Raw genomic sequence first — 17,421 nt, 5'->3', positions numbered from 1 at the left:
AAAAATCCCAGGACAACTTCCCGGGATTTTTTATTGATGATTTTAAGAATTATTTTTTAGTTAATGCTTTAAATTTAAAGTAAGAAGCAATAGATAAGGCTAACATTGTTGCTAATCCTATATATACCCAAGCCGGAACCGGAACTGGATCTCCAGCTGCATAAGAGTGAAGTCCGCTTAGGTAATAATTAACTCCAAAATACGTCATTACCATTGAACAGAAGGCAAACATTGTTGCCACGTGAATAGCCCATCTGCTTCTTAATCCCGGAACTAATCTCATGTGTAATACAAAAGCATATACCATGATTGAAATAAATGCCCATGTTTCTTTTGGATCCCAGCTCCAGTATCTTCCCCAGGATTCGTTTGCCCAGATTCCTCCTAAGAAGTTACCTACCGTTAAAGCAAACAAACCTATTGTTAAAGACATTTCAGACACAATTGCCAATTCCTTCAATGTGGTGTCGTGGTGAATTTTGTAGGTCTCTTTATTGGAAATAATATAGAATACTAAACTGAGTACCGCTATGATCATTGATAAAGCAAAGAAACCATAACTTGATGTAATGATTGCTACGTGAACAATTAACCAATATGATTTCAATACAGGGACAAGCGGAGTGATCTGCGGATCAAGCGCTGAACCTCCGTGAGCAAATCCCATCATAATAACCGCAACCATAAATCCTGCTGCAGGAATTAATGCATTTGAGTTTCTGTAAAGCAATAAACCTGCGGTAATACCTACCCAAGAAATAAAGATAATGGCTTCATAACCGTTGCTCCAAGGTGCGTGTCCAGAAATATACCATCTTGCCACCAATCCTAAGAAATGGAAAACGTAGCCGATAATTCCAAGAGCAATGATTGCTTTGATGATTTTATTTAAAACTTTTTTAGGTTTGAATAATTCTACAAAACCTAAGATTAATAGTAATCCACCAATTATAGTATAGAAAATTAGTAATTTGAAGTTAAGATTCACTTCATTCATGAAAACTTCAAGATCTACTTTAGATTTTGCAGGAACTACAGCTTTCCCCCATTTCTGCTGATAGTCTGAAAGCTTTGCCAACTCTTTATCTGCTTTGCTCCAGTTTCCTGATTGCTGAGCTTGCAATACTTCTGCAAAATAGGGTCCCATCACTTGCTGAGATTCCATATCCGGTTCAAATTTCTGGTCAAGCCAAGAATGCCAGGTGTGGTTTGCATCATTTTTCACAGGAACAATTCTCATAAACTGACCGCTAAAGAATTCATTAAAAATCTGAACTCTTTCGTTTACAGCAATTACTTCTTTGTCATAATTGGTCTGTTCTGCCGGTTTTTTACGGAAAGCTGTGTTGTAATCATGCTCAAGGATATATGTTAAATTTCCATTAGCATCCGCAGGGAAAAGATTCATTAATGAAGTATAGCCGTCTTCATTGGCTTTTGTTTTTTTCATTAATTCGTCACCTCCTTTTGGCCCGATTTTAATCATTGGAACCATGGTCCAGCTTGGTGTATCCGTATTGACGGATAAAAACCATTGATTAGCCGTCAGATATTTTCCGTCAGTTCCTTTGAACTCATCTTTTTTGTATAATTTTCTTAAAACATCTAAGGCTTCAGTATTGATAGGAACAATTCTTCCCTCAATATTCTGAACCAAAAGATAGCCGAATTTATCTGCGTGTTCTTTACTGATCTTATTTCTTGCAATGATCTCGTCTGCAGAAACCATTTTCATTTTTTTGAATGGCTGTGCACCTTGTGGCTGAACCGCTTCAGATGTAGGAGTGTGATTATGATTTTCTCCTTCTACGTGCATATGTTCTCTGCTTCCGTCTGTTGTACCGTGAGTTTCAATTTTCTGAGCATTGAAACCTAAGCTTAAAAATAACAACAATACCGCTGCAGTTCTTTTCTTATTAACATCCTTCAGCATCTTATTAAGTTTCCAGAAATGGGTTCCTTTCCAGAAGAAAATAAAGAACATACCTCCAAATAATAAAGCATAACCGATATAAGAGATCAGAGTTCCCCAATAATCGTGGTTTACAGAAAGTACAGTTCCCATTCTGTCCGGATCGAAACTTGACTGGAAAAAACGGTAACCTTTATGGTTAAGAACGTGGTTCATATATATTTTATAAGGAGTTTCTTTCCCTTCATCAATGATTTTTACATGACTTTCATATGCACTTGGAGATGAACTTCCAGGGTAAGTTTCCATTACGAAATCATCTAATTTCAGTGCAAAAGGTGTATTGTAGATCTTTGGTCCGAATCCAACCATGATGTTTAATCCATCCATTGTCACCTGTTTGTAAGCATTTGGATTTCCTTTTTCAACAGATAAATCTACTAATTGTTTTGTTTTAGGGCCCTGAAGTTCAACGGTAAGCATATCCGGAACATTCTGGTCCTTTTTTCTGTCTCCTTCAATAGCCATTAGTGTTCCTTTCTTCAATCCTTCAGGAACAACTAATTTTAATTCATTGATGGTGTATAAGCTTCTTAAAGCAAGAGGCTGAAACTGATCTTTTACAGTATTTCCTGTAGCTTTAGTCGCCATGGTCATATATGCTGCATCTACAGGAGTTTTAATGAATAATTGTCCATTTTCATTTTTAAATTCAACCGCTCCTTCAATAGGTCTGTTGAAAGTTACCAATGTTCCGTTGATTGATTTTGTTTCTCCCGGTTTGATGTAGATATTTTGTCTTCCGGTGTTCCCTGTTGAAACCAAATGTAGATATTCTGCTCCATTTGCATCAGCCAATAAACTGTCTTTCTTTCTCTGAACATACTTTTTTGCGATCACTTTCACTTCTTTTCCGTGAAAGTCATAAGTAGCTTCAAGATCTTTGTGCAGAGGAGACATTAAATAAGGAATATCCTGATAATTAAGAACGTCACCTTTTTCTTCAATCTGAATTTTAAGGAAGTTTTTGTCGGTCACAATTTCGTTGGAAGTTTCTCCTTCTCTGATGTGCATTGTTCCTTCAAAACTGATGTATCTTGTGATAGCCCCTCCGATAAAAATAAAGATGAAGGCTAAGTGAAAAACCAGTACCGGCCATTTCTCTTTTTTCCAAAGTCTGTATCTTCCGATATTTCCGATGAAGTTTAAAATAAGCAGAAGCATGATGAATTCAAACCATTTTGCTTCGTAGATGAGTGCTTTTGCTGTAGGTGTTCCATAGTCGTTTTCTAAGAACGTTGCATAAGCCATGGCAAATGCATAAACCAGCAGCAATACAGCCATTGTCCTGGTTGAAATAAGAATATCCTGGATCTTCTTCATGATGTTATATACTTGACATGCAAAAATAAGGATGATTAATGAAAAGGTTGATAAAAAAAACTGTCATTTGTCAGTTCAAAGCCCTTAAAACATTATTTTGACTCATTCTTAATAATATGAAAAACATTGAGAAAAATTTAAATATTAATATCCTATTGATAGTAATTAATAAAAGCTATGAGACTTATTGTAACTGTCTATATGTCTAAGAATAAAAACTATTCAAATTTCAATTAAAAAAGCACATCTTTTTAATAAAATACTATTAAATTAGAATCTAAAATTTAGAAATCAAAATTATCTTTTAATGTCTAAAAAACATTAAATTTGCCCACATTGATATTATGAATAAGACGCAAACAAAAACACAGGAATCGCCTGATAAAGGCAAAATATTATCGAAGCCGCGTATATTCTTCGGGCTTGTATTTATACTTTTCTCCATTATCCTTACGTTTTCGTTCATCTCCTATCTGATGAATTGGAAATCAGACCAGAGTCAGGCAGGAACCATGCTTGATAAAACCATAAAATCATCTAATCTTTTTGGAAAAGTTGGAGATTGGCTAGGCAATATTTTTATTTTTGAAAGTATCGGGATTGCTTCTTTTATCATCGCATTTCTGGTATTTGTTTTTGGAACTCTTATTTTGAAAAAGAATTATTTCAAGCCTTGGAAAACAATTGGACATTCTTTGTTTTTCATTTGCTGGCTTCCTATTTTCTTTGGCGCTGCATTTACAAAACATCAGGGAGGAGTATTAAGCGGAGTTTATGGATATCAGATCATGGATTCTTTGAATGCCCTTATTGGAGATGTTGGAATGTGGTTGGTACTGGCGGCAAGTATTGCTTTATATTTTATTTTGGAATTCAATCTGCGTCCGAGTGCTGTAAAAGCGAAATTGGATGAAATTAATGAAAATACTATCGGAAGAGTAAAATCTATGATGCCAAGTTCTGATGATAACTTTGAAGCGGATGAGGAATTGGAGGATGAAATTGAAGAAAATAATACGATCACCGTTACTGAAATGGTAAGTCCGAAACTTCCTGAAGAACCTGTAGATCTGGCAAAAGATTTTACAGAAATCCCTTCTTCTCCTGTTATTGAAACGATTTCTACTCCCAATAAAACTTCATTTGAAAATGATAAAGAAATTGCTCAGTCTATCAATTTAAATCTTAATACAAAGCCTTCAACTCCTGTTGCAAGTCCGTCGGAAGCTTTTGATATTACTCCTTCAAAACCTTTAGCTCAAAGTCATGAGAACATTAAATTTAATGTAGAAGTTGCTCCGGTTATTGATGTATTGGACGAGTCGGATAAAAAGTCGCAGGAACTTGTAGAAAAACATGGGCTATATGATCATAAACTGGATCTTGTTAATTTCCAGATGCCACCTGTAGATCTTTTAAAGGATTACGGAAATGAGGAGATTTCTATCAATAAGGAAGAATTAGAAGAAAACAAAAATAAAATTGTAGGCCTTCTTAAAAACTTTAATGTAGGAATTGCTGAAATTAAAGCTACGATTGGCCCTACAGTTACTTTATACGAAATTGTACCTGAAGCAGGGATCAGAGTTGCGGCTATTAAAAAACTTCAGGATGATATTGCATTGAACTTATCTGCTTTAGGAATCAGAATTATAGCTCCGATGCCGGGGAAAGGAACGATTGGAATTGAAGTTCCTAGAAAAAATCCTACGATGGTTTCCATGCGTTCGGTGATTGCTTCCCAGAAATTCCAGAATACGGATATGGATCTTCCTGTGGTTTTTGGGAAAACGATTTCTAATGAAATTTTCATGGCCGATTTATCTAAAATGCCCCACTTGCTAATGGCGGGTGCAACAGGTCAGGGAAAATCGGTAGGGATCAACGCTATTTTGACTTCCCTACTCTACAAAAAGCATCCAAGCGAATTGAAATTCGTCATGGTAGATCCTAAAAAAGTAGAACTTTCTTTATATTCAAAAATTGAAAGACATTATTTAGCTAAACTTCCGGATGCAGAAGAAGCTATCATTACAGATACCAATAAGGTAATTAATACCTTGAATTCTCTTTGTATAGAGATGGATACCAGATATGATCTTCTTAAAAATGCGTTCTGTAAAAACTTAAAAGAATATAATAAGAAATTCTCTGAAAGAAAGCTTAATCCGGAAAACGGACACCGATATTTACCGTATATTGTTTTGGTAGTAGATGAGTTTGCTGATTTGATTATGACTGCCGGAAAAGAAGTGGAATTGCCGATTGCGAGATTGGCACAGCTTGCAAGAGCGGTTGGTATTCACTTAATTGTTGCTACACAAAGACCTTCTGTAAACGTTATTACAGGGATGATTAAAGCTAACTTCCCTGCAAGAGCAGCATTCAGGGTAATTTCGAGTGTAGATTCCAGAACGATTCTGGATTCTCCGGGTGCAGACCAGCTGATTGGTAAAGGAGATATGCTTTATTTTAACGGAAATGAAATTTTAAGACTTCAGTGTGCTTTTGTAGATACTCCTGAAGTGGAAAGACTGGCAGAATTTATTGGAGAACAAAAAGGCTATGCTTCTGCGCTTATGCTTCCTGAATATGTTTCTGAAGATTCAACAAGTACAGTCGGAGCTTTTGATCCGAACGAAAAAGATGCTTTATTTGAAGAGGCTGCAAGAATTATCGTTTCTACGCAACAAGGTTCTACTTCTATGCTCCAAAGGCAGTTAAAATTAGGATATAACAGAGCTGGGAGAATTATGGACCAATTGGAGGCAAGCGGTATTGTTGGAGGGTTTAATGGGGCCAAAGCAAGAGAAGTAATCATCGGTGATCTTCATTCTTTGGAACAGTTTTTGGAAGACCTGCGTAAGTAAGGGGAAAAATAATTGTTTAACCTTTATAAGTCTAAAATATCTATATTATTAAATAAAAAAAATGAAAAATATTATTTCAAAAATTATACTGAGTGGTTTAGTTGTGGGAACAGTAGGATTGGCAAGTGCGCAAAAAATTGATGCAAAGGCTAAAAAAATACTCGATGATGTTACTGCGAATTATAATTCTAAGAAAAATTCTTATTTCAAATTCTCTTTTGGTAGCGGAGTAAATGGACAGATTTCCAAAACAGAACCGGGAATCTATTATGTGGCCGGAGATAAATATAAATTGAAAATCATGGAAACGGAACAGATTTTCGACGGAAATAAGATCTACAATATCAATACAGAAGATATGGAGGTTACTATTGCTAAGCCTAATGGTAGCAGTGCTATGTTCTCCCCTATTAATTATCTGACCACGTACAGAAAGGATTATAATGTAACCTATAATGGGAAAAAAACTGTAGACGGAGTAAGTGCTGATTTTATAAAACTGACTCCTGTAAAGAACAATGGACTGGAAGCGGTTTACATTTTCGTAAATTCTGCTAAGAAACAGATGTTAAAATTAGAACAGCACGGAAACAATAAAGATATTGCCATTATTTCGATCAAAGAATATAAAGAAAATCAAACTCTGGATCCTAACATGTTTGTTTTTGATAAAAATAAGTTCAAAAATTATATCATCACAGAATTATAATCTTAATATATAGAAAATATATAAAGTCGCAAAGAACAACTTTGTGGCTTTTTTTTTAATTTTGGCAAATGTTTAAAATATTAGACCGCTATATCATAAAAACCTTTTTTGGTCCCTTTTTCTTTATTTTCAGTGTATTGTTTTTCATATTCATTGTCAATATCATCTGGGTACAATTGGGGCAGTTTATGGGAAAAGGGCTTACAACTTTTCAAATTGTTAAGCTTCTGTTTTATCTTGGAGTAAGTGTTATCAGTATGGTATTACCGCTTACCATACTTTTGGCGAGTATCATGTCTTTTGGAGAATTTGGAGAACGTTATGAGCTTGCAGCGATGAAAGCAGCAGGAATTTCGTTAACCAGAGTAATGACACCGCTTTTAGGGGTTGCTACGGTACTCGCAATCATGCTCTATTTTTTTTCCAATGATATTATCCCCGATTTTCAGAGAAAGGCAAAAAATATGCTTTTCAATATTGCCCAGACTAAGCCGGCACTGAATTTCACTCCCGGTCAATTTATTGATCAGCTTCCGGGATACATGGTGAAGTTCGATAAAATTTACGGAGAAGACGGAAAAGATATAGAGGGCGTTTTTGTTCACAGAAAGGCAAGTACTTTCGAAAATCAACAGACAATTGTTGCTAAAAAAGGAAAATTTGTTACTCCTGCCAATAAAAACTTTCTGAAGCTTGAGTTGTATGATGGTTATGTAACTGAAGATAATTTTGCCGGTAAAGGAGAAAATGTAAGACTTAAACAGCCGGATCAGGTTATTAAGTTTGATACTTTGGTTTCTCATTTTGATGTCAGTGAGCTTATTAATAAAGCGATTGAGGAAGAACAGATCACGGATGACTACCGTTTTCAGACCTACAGTGAGCTTAATAAAACAATTCAGAAAAGTAAAAAAGATAATTCGTCTTATTTTAATACGGTGAATGGAGATGTTCTGAATCAGGTGAATTCTATGGTTACCTATATGGATAAAAGCAAGTCTAAGGTGGCCGCAAAACAACAGATCAAACTGGATACTGTAAAAAGTGAGAAAAAGCTGGAAATGATTTCTAATGCTTATAACAGAATGGATAACTTAAAAGCTACTTTGGAAACTAAAAACAGTGAAATAAACCCGAGTATCAAGTACTTTAGTAAAGTAGTTATGTATCAGCAGAGAATTGTAACCTACTCTTTTACGTGTGTCATATTCTTTTTGATTGGAGCAAGTTTAGGCTCTATTATCAGAAAAGGTGGAATGGGATTACCGGTAATTATAGCCATTGTTATTTTTATCATTTTCTATATCATTAATGTTGGAATGGAAAACTTAGCCTGGGCAGGAAAAATGAATCCTTATCTGGCTTCCTGGCTTCCCAATATGGTATTGTTTCCTTTTGGAGTCTGGATGACTTATAAAGCGCTTACCGATTCCCAGCTTTTTGATGCTGAAAAATATAAATCTCTTCTGAAACCTATTACGAAAAGATTCTCAAAAAGTAAAGAACACAAAAGATATCAATAGTTTAAAATCCGGGTTTTCCCGGATTTTTTGTTTGTGAACAATTGAATATATTTTAGATTTGTAAAAACTAAAACCAGCAGATGAATTACACAGGTAAAGTTTTACTTTTTATCGTTTTATTTTTTACTTCTATATATGTTTTTGCTCAACAAGAACATTCCCTAATTTTTGATTTTAAAAACCTGTATTGTGTTGATGAAACATATGATGAAAATTATGACGGAGCTCCGGGGTTATTTATCTTTATGGTTCTTATGTTTATTTTCATTCTGATTTGTGTTGGAATCGGAATTGTAATCGCTGTATTGCTGTTTTTGTTATTGTTTGGGATCATAGCAATAGGATTAGTCTCCAGTTCCATATTAGTTGGACTTTATAATAAATCATTTCTGAAAGGGTTTAGAATCCTCATTATTGGTGGATCTACTATTGACTGTGCTATTTTAGGAATTGGAAGTTTTATTATTTATAATAAAATTGTCCATTATTGGCCTTTACAGACATCAATTTTTGTGGGAACTCTTAGTGGTAGTATTGCAGGTTTCCTATTAGGAATTATTATTTTTTATGCAATTCGAAGGTTGACAGGATTCTTTTATTCTAAATTAAAAGCTACCAAACGAATTTGATTATAGCAAATCAGATATAAATAAAAAACCTGCTTAAAAGCAGGTTTTTTATTTATAAAGTAAATTTTAATGTCCGGATTTTGCATCTGCATCATGTTGAACATGACTTAAATATTTAGTACAGTACGCACCAAAGATTAAAATCACCAGATAACAGAATACAGGAATGATAAAAGAGTGCTGTACTCCAAAATGATCAGCAAGATATCCCTGGAAAATAGGAACAATCGCTCCGCCTAAAATTGCCATCACGACTAGCGAAGAACCCTGACTGGTATATTTTCCTAATCCTGAAATTGCCAGTGTATAGATATTCGAAAACATAATAGAGTTGAAAATACCAATTCCTAAAATGCTGTACATTGCCATTTCTCCGTGATTTACCATTGCAGAAATTAGCAGGATTACATTAATGGCTGCAAAGATCGATAGCGTTCTTGCCGGTGCTGCTTTTCCAATAAAGAAAGCAATAAAATTAAGAACGATGAATACTAAAAAGAAACTTATTTGTGCAAACGTTAAATTTACAATACTGAAAATAACAAGGAAAACCAACGTGGCTGCTGCCAACATGTAAATTGCTTTCTTTGCCTGACTAATGGATTGATTCAAAGAGATTGCTCCTAAGAATCGACCGATCATTGCTCCACCCCAATAAAGGGAAAGATAGTTTTTACTTACCACCTCATTAAGATTCATCACCTGAGGCTGTTCCAAAAAGCTGATAATAAAACTTCCTACGGCAACTTCCCCACCAACATAACAAAACATGGCAAACACTCCGAATTTCAGGTGAGTGAACTGGAAAGCTCCAAAACCTTTTTCAATTTCTTCCTCTGAAGTCTGAAAAGATGGAAGCTTCACTCTTGAAATCAATAAAGCCACCAAAAGTAAAATTGCTGCAAAAATTAAATAGGGAATTCTCGTTGCAACCGCACTGAAAGATCCGTCTGCAGCTGAGAAAAATTCAAAAATCAAATGTCCTCCCAAAACAGGGGCAATAGTGGTACCGAATGCATTGAAAGCCTGTGTCATATTCAGTCTGCTGGATGCAGATTCTTCTGAACCTAAAAGAGAAACGTAGGCGTTTGCCGTAATCTGCAAAACGGTGAATCCTAATCCTAATACGAACAATGCTCCTAAAAACAATCCGTAAGAAGAAAAAGTAGCTGCCGGATAAAATAAAATACATCCTAAAGCCGCCAGGAAAATACCAAAAAGAATTCCTTTTTTATATCCTACTTTATTGATGGGATCTCCGCTCGAGGTGGAGATCAGGAAATAAATTAATGAGCCTATAAAATAAGCTCCGAAGAAACAAAACTGTACCAACATAGATTCAAAAAAAGTCAGTTTGAAAAGCTGTTTCAGATAAGGAATCAGGATGTCATTCATACAAGTAATGAAACCCCACATAAAAAATAAAAGTGTAATGGTAATAAGAGGAACAGTGTAATTCCTGCTTTTGGTTTTTACTTCATTCGTCATAATCATTCATTTAAAATAAAAAGAGGCTAAAGGTAGTGCCTTTTTATTTGATTTTATGCTTTTAAATCCTAAACTTTTTATTAAATGTTTATGTAATTCGTGAGAAAAAAATAAATTTCACTAAACTATGAAGTAGAATTAGAATGATCTCGGAAATTAAATCTTAACTTTGTGCTTCAGATTATACCAGTATTTTAGTATGGACTCTAAACAACAATTTTTAGATAAGTCTTCAGAAGCAAAAGAAATATTCCTGCCCCATTTATCGACAGATCCCGTGATCTTCGGGTTCGATAATAATGAACTGAAAGTTCTGCTTCTTAAAATGAACTACAGAAAGCAGTGGATGCTTCCCGGAGGTTATATTCGTAAAGATGAAGATTTGGATGAAGGAATTGTAAGACTTTTGAAAGAAAGAGCTGGGGTAACGGTATCTTATCTTGAAGAATTTGGTGTTTTTGGAAAAAAAAACCGAAGCGAATTTTATTTTGAAGATTTTGATGAAACATTGTTTCAAAAGCAGAGATTCATTACCATTGGCTTTTATGCGCTTTATAATGCTACTGAGCTTCATCCTGTAGCTGATGAAATGAGTGAAACCTGTGAATGGATTTATCTAAGTGAGCTTCCCGGGATAGAATTGGCAATGGATCATCGTGAAATTATTGAAAAGGCTTTACTTACTTTAAGGGAAAAAATCTCTATTAAGCCTATCGGATATAATCTTCTACCCGAAAAATTTACTTTGCCTGAACTGCAAAAATTATATGAAGCTATCTTAGGAAAAGAACTGAACAGGGGAAATTTCTACCGAAAAATTAAAAATCTAGGCATCCTGAGAAAACTGGATGAACAGCGTCGTGGAGGAGCTTATAAATCTCCGGATTTGTATAGTTTTGATGCAGAAAATTATAAAAAAGCCTTAGAAAACGGACTTAATAGCTGGTAAACAGAACTTATATTTGGGAATAAACTAAAATTTAAGCGGTAAAACATTAAAAAACAATTAAAAATTTAATGTAATGGAGCATTTTTAGAAAGTTCTTTCTTAAATTTGTAGTAATACAAATTGAAACACAAATAGATGAAATTTTTACGTAGAATGTTCCCTTCTAAGTACGAAAACATTGTTACCCATGAAGATTTTTGGGATTGGTTTTTGGCTCACCATAAAACATTCTGGAAAGCAGTACACGACGGAGAAAAGCTGGAAGAAGTTTTTTTCGATACCATGATGTCGAAATTAAATCAGATTAAAGACGGTATTTATTTTCTTACAGGAATGTATGACGGCCAAACTGTAGAACTGATTTTAACTGCCGATACAAATATTAAAAATATCGTGTTTGTAGAAGATCTGATAAAATCGGCTCCTGATATTGCCAATTGGAAATTTACCGCTCTAAAACCTGAGGTTGATATTTCCAAGTTCCAGATAAAAATGGAAAATCATACTTTTACCACAGAGAATCTGTTTTTTTATGCAACTCAGGATGATAATTATCCCGACGAAATAGATCTTACGATAGTATACGATAAATTCAACGAGGCAGAAAAAAATATAATTATAAACGGGGTTTATATCTATCTTAATAATCTTTTGGGCGAATTATCTTCCGCAACCATGATTGATCATTTACAGATAAAAGGAAATGATCAGGAGAATGAAGAGCTTATTCCTATTGCCAAGCTGAAAGATTATCTTGTATGGAGAGAAAGTGAATTCGAACAAAAATACCAACATAAGAGGTATTCTGCTCAAAAAGATAGTTGGGGAAGTTTTGAAGCAGCTCTCAGTAATGGAAAACCTTATTTTGCGATTGCCAATACCACTGTTCTGGAATGGAATCACAAAGCCTCACATCCCTGGGTTTTAAAGATCGAAATCCGTTATGAAGGAAAAGAGAATAACGGGTTGCCAAATCCAGAAGATATGCATGCAATGAATGCTTTTGAAGAAGAGCTGAATAATGTTCTTATCGATACTGAAGGCTATTTAAATATAGGCAGAGAAACTGCAGATAATCTCAGAGAAATTTTCTTTGCGTGCAGAGAATTTAGAGATTCATCCAGGATTACCCACGAAATGATAACCAAATATTCAGATCAATTAAACATTGAATATCACATTTATAAAGATAAATACTGGCAGACTTTCGACAGGTTTAAATATAGCTAAAACAAAAAGAGGTTTTCAATTGAAAACCTCTTTTTGTTTTATATGTTTCATAAAAGTTATACTTTCATGATGTCTGCTTCTTTTACTTTCAAATGTTCATCACAAAGTTTAACATATTTGTCGGTAAGCACCTGAATTTCTGCTTCCACTCCTTTTACAACATCTTCAGAAACACCATCAAGCTTTTTAAGTTCCTTTAAACCGTCCTGTCTTGCATTTCTTATCACAATTTTAGTTTGTTCAGCTTCACTTTTAGCCTGTTTTGCCAAATCTCTTCTTCTTTCCTCTGTTAAAGGTGGTACATTAAGGATAATATTGATTCCGTTATTGGAAGGTGCAAAACCTAAATTTGAATTGATGATAGCTTTTTCAATATCATTAATTGCCTTTGCATCCCAAGGTTGAATAGAAATTGTCATCGCATCCGGAATAGAAACGTTTGCAACCTGGTTGATAGGAGTCATTGCTCCGTAATATTCTACCATTACATCCTGAACCATAGTTGTAGAAGCACGTCCTGCTCTAATTCTTTGAAACGCATGATCCAAATGCTTTACTGCTGCATCCATGTCCTGTTTTACAGATTCTAATATAAGATCTAATTCTTCCATTATATAATAAAAATTTGATAAATTACACATTATAATGAGGTTTAAGTTAAAAGAAATAAGTAAAAAGTTTAGTTACTTACAAACCTTATAACCTCTATTCTACTTGGCCTTTTCTACTTTTTACCTGGCTCTTTATTTACAAATCCACTAAAGTACCAACATTCTCTCCATCAACAATTCTTTCTAAATTACCATCTTTATTCATATCGAATACGATAATTGGCAATTTATTTTCGTGGCTTAAAGTAAATGCAGTCATGTCCATTACTTTAAGATTCTTAGCATAAACTTCGTCGAAAGATAATGAATTATATTTTACGGCGTTTTCATTTTTTTCAGGATCGCTGTCGTAAATTCCGTCCACTCTTGTTCCTTTTAAAATTACATCAGCACCAATTTCGATAGCTCTTAAAGTGGCTGCCGTGTCAGTAGTAAAATATGGGTTACCTGTTCCCGCCCCAAAAATAACTACTCTGCCTTTTTCAAGATGTCTTACCGCTCTTCTTTTGATGAAAGGTTCAGCTACTTTATCCATTTCTATAGCAGACTGAAGTCTTGTTTTAATTCCTGCATCCTCCAATGCACCTTGTAGAGCCATTCCGTTGATTACAGTTGCCAACATTCCCATATAGTCGCCCTGTACTCTATCCATTCCTTTCGCAGCTCCGGCTACTCCACGGAAAATATTTCCTCCTCCAATTACGATAGCGATTTCACACCCTTTATCCACCACTTTTTTGATCTCCGAAGCATACTCCTGCAGCCTTTCATTATCAATACCGTATTGTCTGTTTCCCATTAAGGCTTCACCGCTAAGTTTTAGAAGGATTCTTTTATATTTCATCTTTTATTTTTAAGAGTTTATTTTAGAACCAAATTCTTTTAAATTTGATGGTGCAAATATAATCATTAAAAATATTGCAAAAAGAAAAATATTTAGGTGTAAATAATGTTCTAAATATTTTGATACGTACGAAAAAGAATTATTTTTGCATTAATTATAAATTGAATTGAAGAAAATTATCATTTTTTCATTATTTCTGTCAGGAATTGTTTCTTATGCACAAACAGGAACAAATGTTTATCCATTCTTAAATATTCCTGTATCTGCCAGACAAGCAGCTTTGGGAGGAGATGCAATTACGATAAGAGATTATGATGTTTCCTTTGCAATAGCAAATCCGGCATTACTCAATAAAGATTCAGATCAACAACTTTCCGTGAACGGAGCAGCTTATCTTGCTGATTCAAAATATGGAACCATTGCCTACGCCAAAGATTTTGAGAATGGTCATATGGCTACTATCAATGCCCGTTATATGAGTTATGGCAATATTCCCAGAACAGATGAAAGCGGTTTTGAAAATGGTGAGTTTTCAGCTTCAGATATAGCAATTGGAGCAGGATATGCTTATCAGTTTGAAGAAGACTGGACGATTGGAGGTGGGCTAAATTTTATCACTTCAAAAATTGATAATTATACCTCTTCTGCCATTTCAGGAACGGCAGGAATTACGTATCACAATAAAAAAAGCAAAGAAACCGTATCTGCGGTGGCGAGAAATTTCGGATATCAGTTCAAATCATTTAATGGAACAAGAGAAAATCTCCCTTTCAGAATAGATTTAGGATATACAAGGATTTTAAAAACGATTCCTTTAGCAGTTACGATTACGGCTCATGACATCCAGCAGTTTGATATCTCTTCTCAATATAATGTAGACGGCCAGGAAGTAAATATCGGAAGAAAGATTGCCGATCACTTTTCTATCGGAGCTGAACTTTTCCCGGAAAAAAGCTTCAATATAAGATTAGGATATAATGTAAAAAGAGGGAACGAATTGGCCGTTGCTGATCAGAGAAACTTTTCCGGTCTTTCAGGTGGTTTCGGAATTAAGCTTTCAAGATTCAGGATTGATTACGCTCATGTGAGATACCACAACTCATCTAATGTCAATCAGATAGGAATTTCTGTAGACCTTACAAGCCATGCCGGATACTAATCCAAACTAAAGACTATAACGTTAAATAATATAAAACCTTAAGAAATTTCTTAAGGTTTCTTCCTTTTTTAAGAAAATTTCTTGAAATTTGCGGTATGAAAAAACCTGTAATCGCAATTGATGGGTACTCATCTACCGGAAAAAGTTCAATATCTAAAGTTATAGCTGAACGACTTGGACTGATTCACTTAGATACGGGAGCTCTTTACAGAGGAGTGACCTGGTTTGCTCTTCAGAATTGCCTTAATGAAGATGGAACAATCAATTTGAACGAGCTCTTTTCTTCGTTTGATCAGATTGAATTGGAATTTAAAAATGTAGGAACTGAACTTGTTCTTTTTCTTAATCATATTGATATTTCCAAACCGATTAGAACCAATGAAGTCTCAGATAATGTAAGCTTGGTGGCAAAACAGAAAGAAGTCAGAGATTTTCTGTTACAATCTCAACGTTCTTTAGCTGAAAAAGGGGGAATTATTATGGACGGAAGAGATATAGGAACGGTGGTTCTTCCCAATGCGGATTACAAATTTTTTCTTACAGCAAGTATAGAAGAAAGAACTAAAAGAAGATATCAGGAACTGATAGGTTTAGGAATACAGGCTGAAGAGCAGCAGGTAAAAGACAACCTGATTGAACGTGACAGAATAGACAGTGAAAGAGAAATTGCGCCATTAAGGCAGGCCGATGATGCCATTGTCATAGACAACAGTCTTCTTACTAAAGAACAGACCATAGAAAGTATACTGGCTTATATTCAGAAGATTTAACAATTTTTAATAGCCTATTTCCTTCCTTTGGTATGTTAATTGTAATTATTTTTATCGTAAAAACTAATTTATTAACTATTAAAAAAACAAGAAATGTCTAGAAAAGGAAACAATACAGCTGGAATTTTAGCAGGACTTCTTGCAGGAGCTGCTGCAGGAGTTATTTTAGGAATGCTTTATGCTCCGGAAGAAGGTAAAGAAACAAGAAAGAAGATTAAAAATAAAGCAAATGATCTGAAAGATCAGGCTAAAAATAAGTACGGAGAAGTTTCTGAAAAGGTAAAAGATCAGTATAGCAGTATCTCGTCTACTTTTAAAGAAACAGCAAATAGTGTGGCTCATACTGTAAAGGATGGCTATGATAAATATAAAGATCAGATAGTTGCTAAAACTACAGATGTGGTAAAAGATGTAGAAGCGGAATTGAATGATCTGAAATCATAAATAATTTATTTTTTGAGTAAATTATAAGAAGGAACTTTGTGAACTAAAGTTCCTTTTTTTGTAACTTTAAACAAAAACAATGATAGAAACTATTAAAGAATATGCATCGAAAAGGATAGATCTGCTGAAACTGGAAGCTACGGAGAAGTCTTCACTTTCTGCGGGTATTATTACTTATCTTGTCATCATGCTGGTTGCTTTTGCATTTTTCATTATTCTTTTTAATTTTGGAATAGCATTTCTTATAGGAAAAGCACTGGACAATACTTCTTACGGTTTTTTAATTGTTGCTGCATTTTATTTTGTTATTATGATCTTCATTGCAGTTTTCAAACAAAAAATAGTATATTCTGTAGCAGATAAGGTAATAAAATTTTTAAATCATTAGACCATGAGTGCAAAATATGAGAGCATACAGGAGTTAAGAATCAAGAAAAAATTATTAAAAAACGAAATTAATGATTTGGAAGGACTATTAACTTTTAAAAATACAAAAGAAAGTTTAAGTGCATTTACGAACGGACTTACGGATCAGTATCTGCAGGAGAAAGTAGATGAAGATGGAGATGAGAAAATCGTTTTAAGAAAAGATGTAATTGCCAAGCAACTTGCTACTGAAGTGAAAGATGTATTTATGAATAAGAATACAGCTTTAGGAATTGCTACTTCTGCATTTAAGGGAAATGCTTTGGATAGTGTGGTAAAACTGGGAGTAACCGCTCTTGTAGGAAACTACGCAAAAAAGAATATGGGAAGTTCCAATTGGAAGAAAAAATTAATAGGTGCGGCTTTAATCTATATTGCTCCTATTGCATTAAAAATGGTAAGAAAAAAACTGGAAGAATACCAGAAAAATAAAAGTGTTTCAAGTCTGGAACAGTTGATTTAAAAAAGAGGTCA

15 protein-coding genes are annotated in these 17,421 nt (G+C 34.4%); 11 read left to right on the top strand and 4 right to left on the bottom strand.

Translation table 11 applies throughout. The annotated features are described in order from the left end of the window. Positions 1 to 49: 49 nt before the first annotated feature. Positions 50 to 3,295: a cytochrome c biogenesis protein CcsA gene (gene ccsA, locus MKS83_RS02670; RefSeq protein WP_240581855.1), complete on the bottom strand. Its 3,246-nt coding sequence runs from the start codon at positions 3,293 to 3,295 to the stop codon at positions 50 to 52. A 344-nt stretch (positions 3,296 to 3,639) separates the two neighbouring features. Between ccsA and MKS83_RS02665 the strand changes: the two genes are divergently transcribed. The 4 genes from MKS83_RS02665 to MKS83_RS02650 all read left to right on the top strand — a co-directional run bounded on the left by MKS83_RS02665 (position 3,640) and on the right by MKS83_RS02650 (position 9,026). Then, a complete protein-coding gene (locus MKS83_RS02665; protein WP_240581854.1) occupies positions 3,640 to 6,165 on the top strand; it encodes an FtsK/SpoIIIE family DNA translocase in 2,526 nt (841 codons plus the stop codon). Between the two features lie 61 nt (positions 6,166 to 6,226). Beyond that, positions 6,227 to 6,874: a LolA family protein gene (locus tag MKS83_RS02660; RefSeq protein ID WP_100375598.1), complete on the top strand. Its 648-nt coding sequence runs from the start codon at positions 6,227 to 6,229 to the stop codon at positions 6,872 to 6,874. A 68-nt stretch (positions 6,875 to 6,942) separates the two neighbouring features. Further along, on the top strand, positions 6,943 to 8,397 hold the full coding sequence (locus MKS83_RS02655) for an LptF/LptG family permease (RefSeq protein WP_240581853.1): 1,455 nt from the start codon (positions 6,943 to 6,945) through the stop codon (positions 8,395 to 8,397). An 80-nt stretch (positions 8,398 to 8,477) separates the two neighbouring features. Then, complete coding sequence (locus MKS83_RS02650) at positions 8,478 to 9,026, top strand: hypothetical protein (protein WP_240581852.1); 549 nt, start codon at positions 8,478 to 8,480, stop codon at positions 9,024 to 9,026. Between the two features lie 66 nt (positions 9,027 to 9,092). Here MKS83_RS02650 and MKS83_RS02645 read toward each other — a convergent pair whose 3' ends face one another. After that, on the bottom strand, positions 9,093 to 10,514 hold the full coding sequence (locus MKS83_RS02645) for a sugar MFS transporter (protein WP_228424222.1): 1,422 nt from the start codon (positions 10,512 to 10,514) through the stop codon (positions 9,093 to 9,095). Positions 10,515 to 10,713: 199 nt separating this feature from the next. Here MKS83_RS02645 and MKS83_RS02640 point away from each other — a divergent pair, with 199 nt between their 5' ends. Together MKS83_RS02640 and MKS83_RS02635 are read left to right on the top strand one after the other, a co-directional pair. Next, positions 10,714 to 11,463: an NUDIX hydrolase gene (locus MKS83_RS02640; RefSeq protein ID WP_240581851.1), complete on the top strand. Its 750-nt coding sequence runs from the start codon at positions 10,714 to 10,716 to the stop codon at positions 11,461 to 11,463. A gap of 135 nt (positions 11,464 to 11,598) precedes the next feature. Beyond that, the gene (locus MKS83_RS02635; RefSeq protein ID WP_240581850.1) at positions 11,599 to 12,693 is read left to right on the top strand and encodes a DUF695 domain-containing protein; all 1,095 of its coding nucleotides are present in this window, start codon (positions 11,599 to 11,601) and stop codon (positions 12,691 to 12,693) included. Between the two features lie 56 nt (positions 12,694 to 12,749). Here MKS83_RS02635 and frr read toward each other — a convergent pair whose 3' ends face one another. Both frr and pyrH read right to left on the bottom strand, forming a co-directional pair. Beyond that, a complete protein-coding gene (frr, locus tag MKS83_RS02630; RefSeq protein WP_100375592.1) occupies positions 12,750 to 13,304 on the bottom strand; it encodes a ribosome recycling factor in 555 nt (184 codons plus the stop codon). A 136-nt stretch (positions 13,305 to 13,440) separates the two neighbouring features. Then, entirely contained in the window at positions 13,441 to 14,148 is a 708-nt protein-coding gene (pyrH, locus tag MKS83_RS02625) for a UMP kinase (RefSeq protein WP_100375591.1), read from the bottom strand. 166 nt (positions 14,149 to 14,314) lie between these two features. Here pyrH and porQ point away from each other — a divergent pair, with 166 nt between their 5' ends. The 5 genes from porQ (at position 14,315) to MKS83_RS02600 (ending at position 17,410) form a co-directional block, all read left to right on the top strand. Next, positions 14,315 to 15,307, top strand: coding sequence for a type IX secretion system protein PorQ (gene porQ / locus MKS83_RS02620; RefSeq protein ID WP_240581849.1), 993 nt, complete (start codon positions 14,315 to 14,317; stop codon positions 15,305 to 15,307). Positions 15,308 to 15,402: 95 nt separating this feature from the next. Continuing rightward, entirely contained in the window at positions 15,403 to 16,077 is a 675-nt protein-coding gene (cmk, locus tag MKS83_RS02615; protein ID WP_240581848.1) for a (d)CMP kinase, read from the top strand. Between the two features lie 93 nt (positions 16,078 to 16,170). Next, entirely contained in the window at positions 16,171 to 16,521 is a 351-nt protein-coding gene (locus MKS83_RS02610) for a YtxH domain-containing protein (protein WP_100375588.1), read from the top strand. A gap of 79 nt (positions 16,522 to 16,600) precedes the next feature. Continuing rightward, complete coding sequence (locus MKS83_RS02605) at positions 16,601 to 16,909, top strand: phage holin family protein (protein WP_100375587.1); 309 nt, start codon at positions 16,601 to 16,603, stop codon at positions 16,907 to 16,909. A 3-nt stretch (positions 16,910 to 16,912) separates the two neighbouring features. Next, complete coding sequence (locus tag MKS83_RS02600) at positions 16,913 to 17,410, top strand: phosphoribosyl-ATP pyrophosphatase (RefSeq protein ID WP_100375586.1); 498 nt, start codon at positions 16,913 to 16,915, stop codon at positions 17,408 to 17,410. Positions 17,411 to 17,421: the final 11 nt, after the last annotated feature.

Origin of the sequence: Chryseobacterium sp. Y16C (assembly GCF_022488405.1) — a bacterium.
Classification (GTDB): Bacteria; Bacteroidota; Bacteroidia; order Flavobacteriales; family Weeksellaceae; genus Chryseobacterium; species Chryseobacterium geocarposphaerae.
Note: the sequence above shows the minus strand (reverse complement) of the source record. Positions and strands in the feature narration are given on the sequence as shown.

Coding starts and splice junctions, on each gene's coding strand:
- ccsA (WP_240581855.1), bottom strand. CDS start 3,295: ATGAAGAAGATCCAGGATATTCTTATTTCAACCAGGACAATGGCTGTA.
- cmk (WP_240581848.1), top strand. CDS start 15,403: ATGAAAAAACCTGTAATCGCAATTGATGGGTACTCATCTACCGGAAAA.
- MKS83_RS02610 (WP_100375588.1), top strand. CDS start 16,171: ATGTCTAGAAAAGGAAACAATACAGCTGGAATTTTAGCAGGACTTCTT.
- MKS83_RS02665 (WP_240581854.1), top strand. CDS start 3,640: ATGAATAAGACGCAAACAAAAACACAGGAATCGCCTGATAAAGGCAAA.
- MKS83_RS02645 (WP_228424222.1), bottom strand. CDS start 10,514: ATGACGAATGAAGTAAAAACCAAAAGCAGGAATTACACTGTTCCTCTT.
- pyrH (WP_100375591.1), bottom strand. CDS start 14,148: ATGAAATATAAAAGAATCCTTCTAAAACTTAGCGGTGAAGCCTTAATG.
- frr (WP_100375592.1), bottom strand. CDS start 13,304: ATGGAAGAATTAGATCTTATATTAGAATCTGTAAAACAGGACATGGAT.
- MKS83_RS02600 (WP_100375586.1), top strand. CDS start 16,913: ATGAGTGCAAAATATGAGAGCATACAGGAGTTAAGAATCAAGAAAAAA.
- MKS83_RS02640 (WP_240581851.1), top strand. CDS start 10,714: ATGGACTCTAAACAACAATTTTTAGATAAGTCTTCAGAAGCAAAAGAA.
- MKS83_RS02650 (WP_240581852.1), top strand. CDS start 8,478: ATGAATTACACAGGTAAAGTTTTACTTTTTATCGTTTTATTTTTTACT.
- MKS83_RS02655 (WP_240581853.1), top strand. CDS start 6,943: ATGTTTAAAATATTAGACCGCTATATCATAAAAACCTTTTTTGGTCCC.
- MKS83_RS02605 (WP_100375587.1), top strand. CDS start 16,601: ATGATAGAAACTATTAAAGAATATGCATCGAAAAGGATAGATCTGCTG.
- MKS83_RS02660 (WP_100375598.1), top strand. CDS start 6,227: ATGAAAAATATTATTTCAAAAATTATACTGAGTGGTTTAGTTGTGGGA.
- MKS83_RS02635 (WP_240581850.1), top strand. CDS start 11,599: ATGAAATTTTTACGTAGAATGTTCCCTTCTAAGTACGAAAACATTGTT.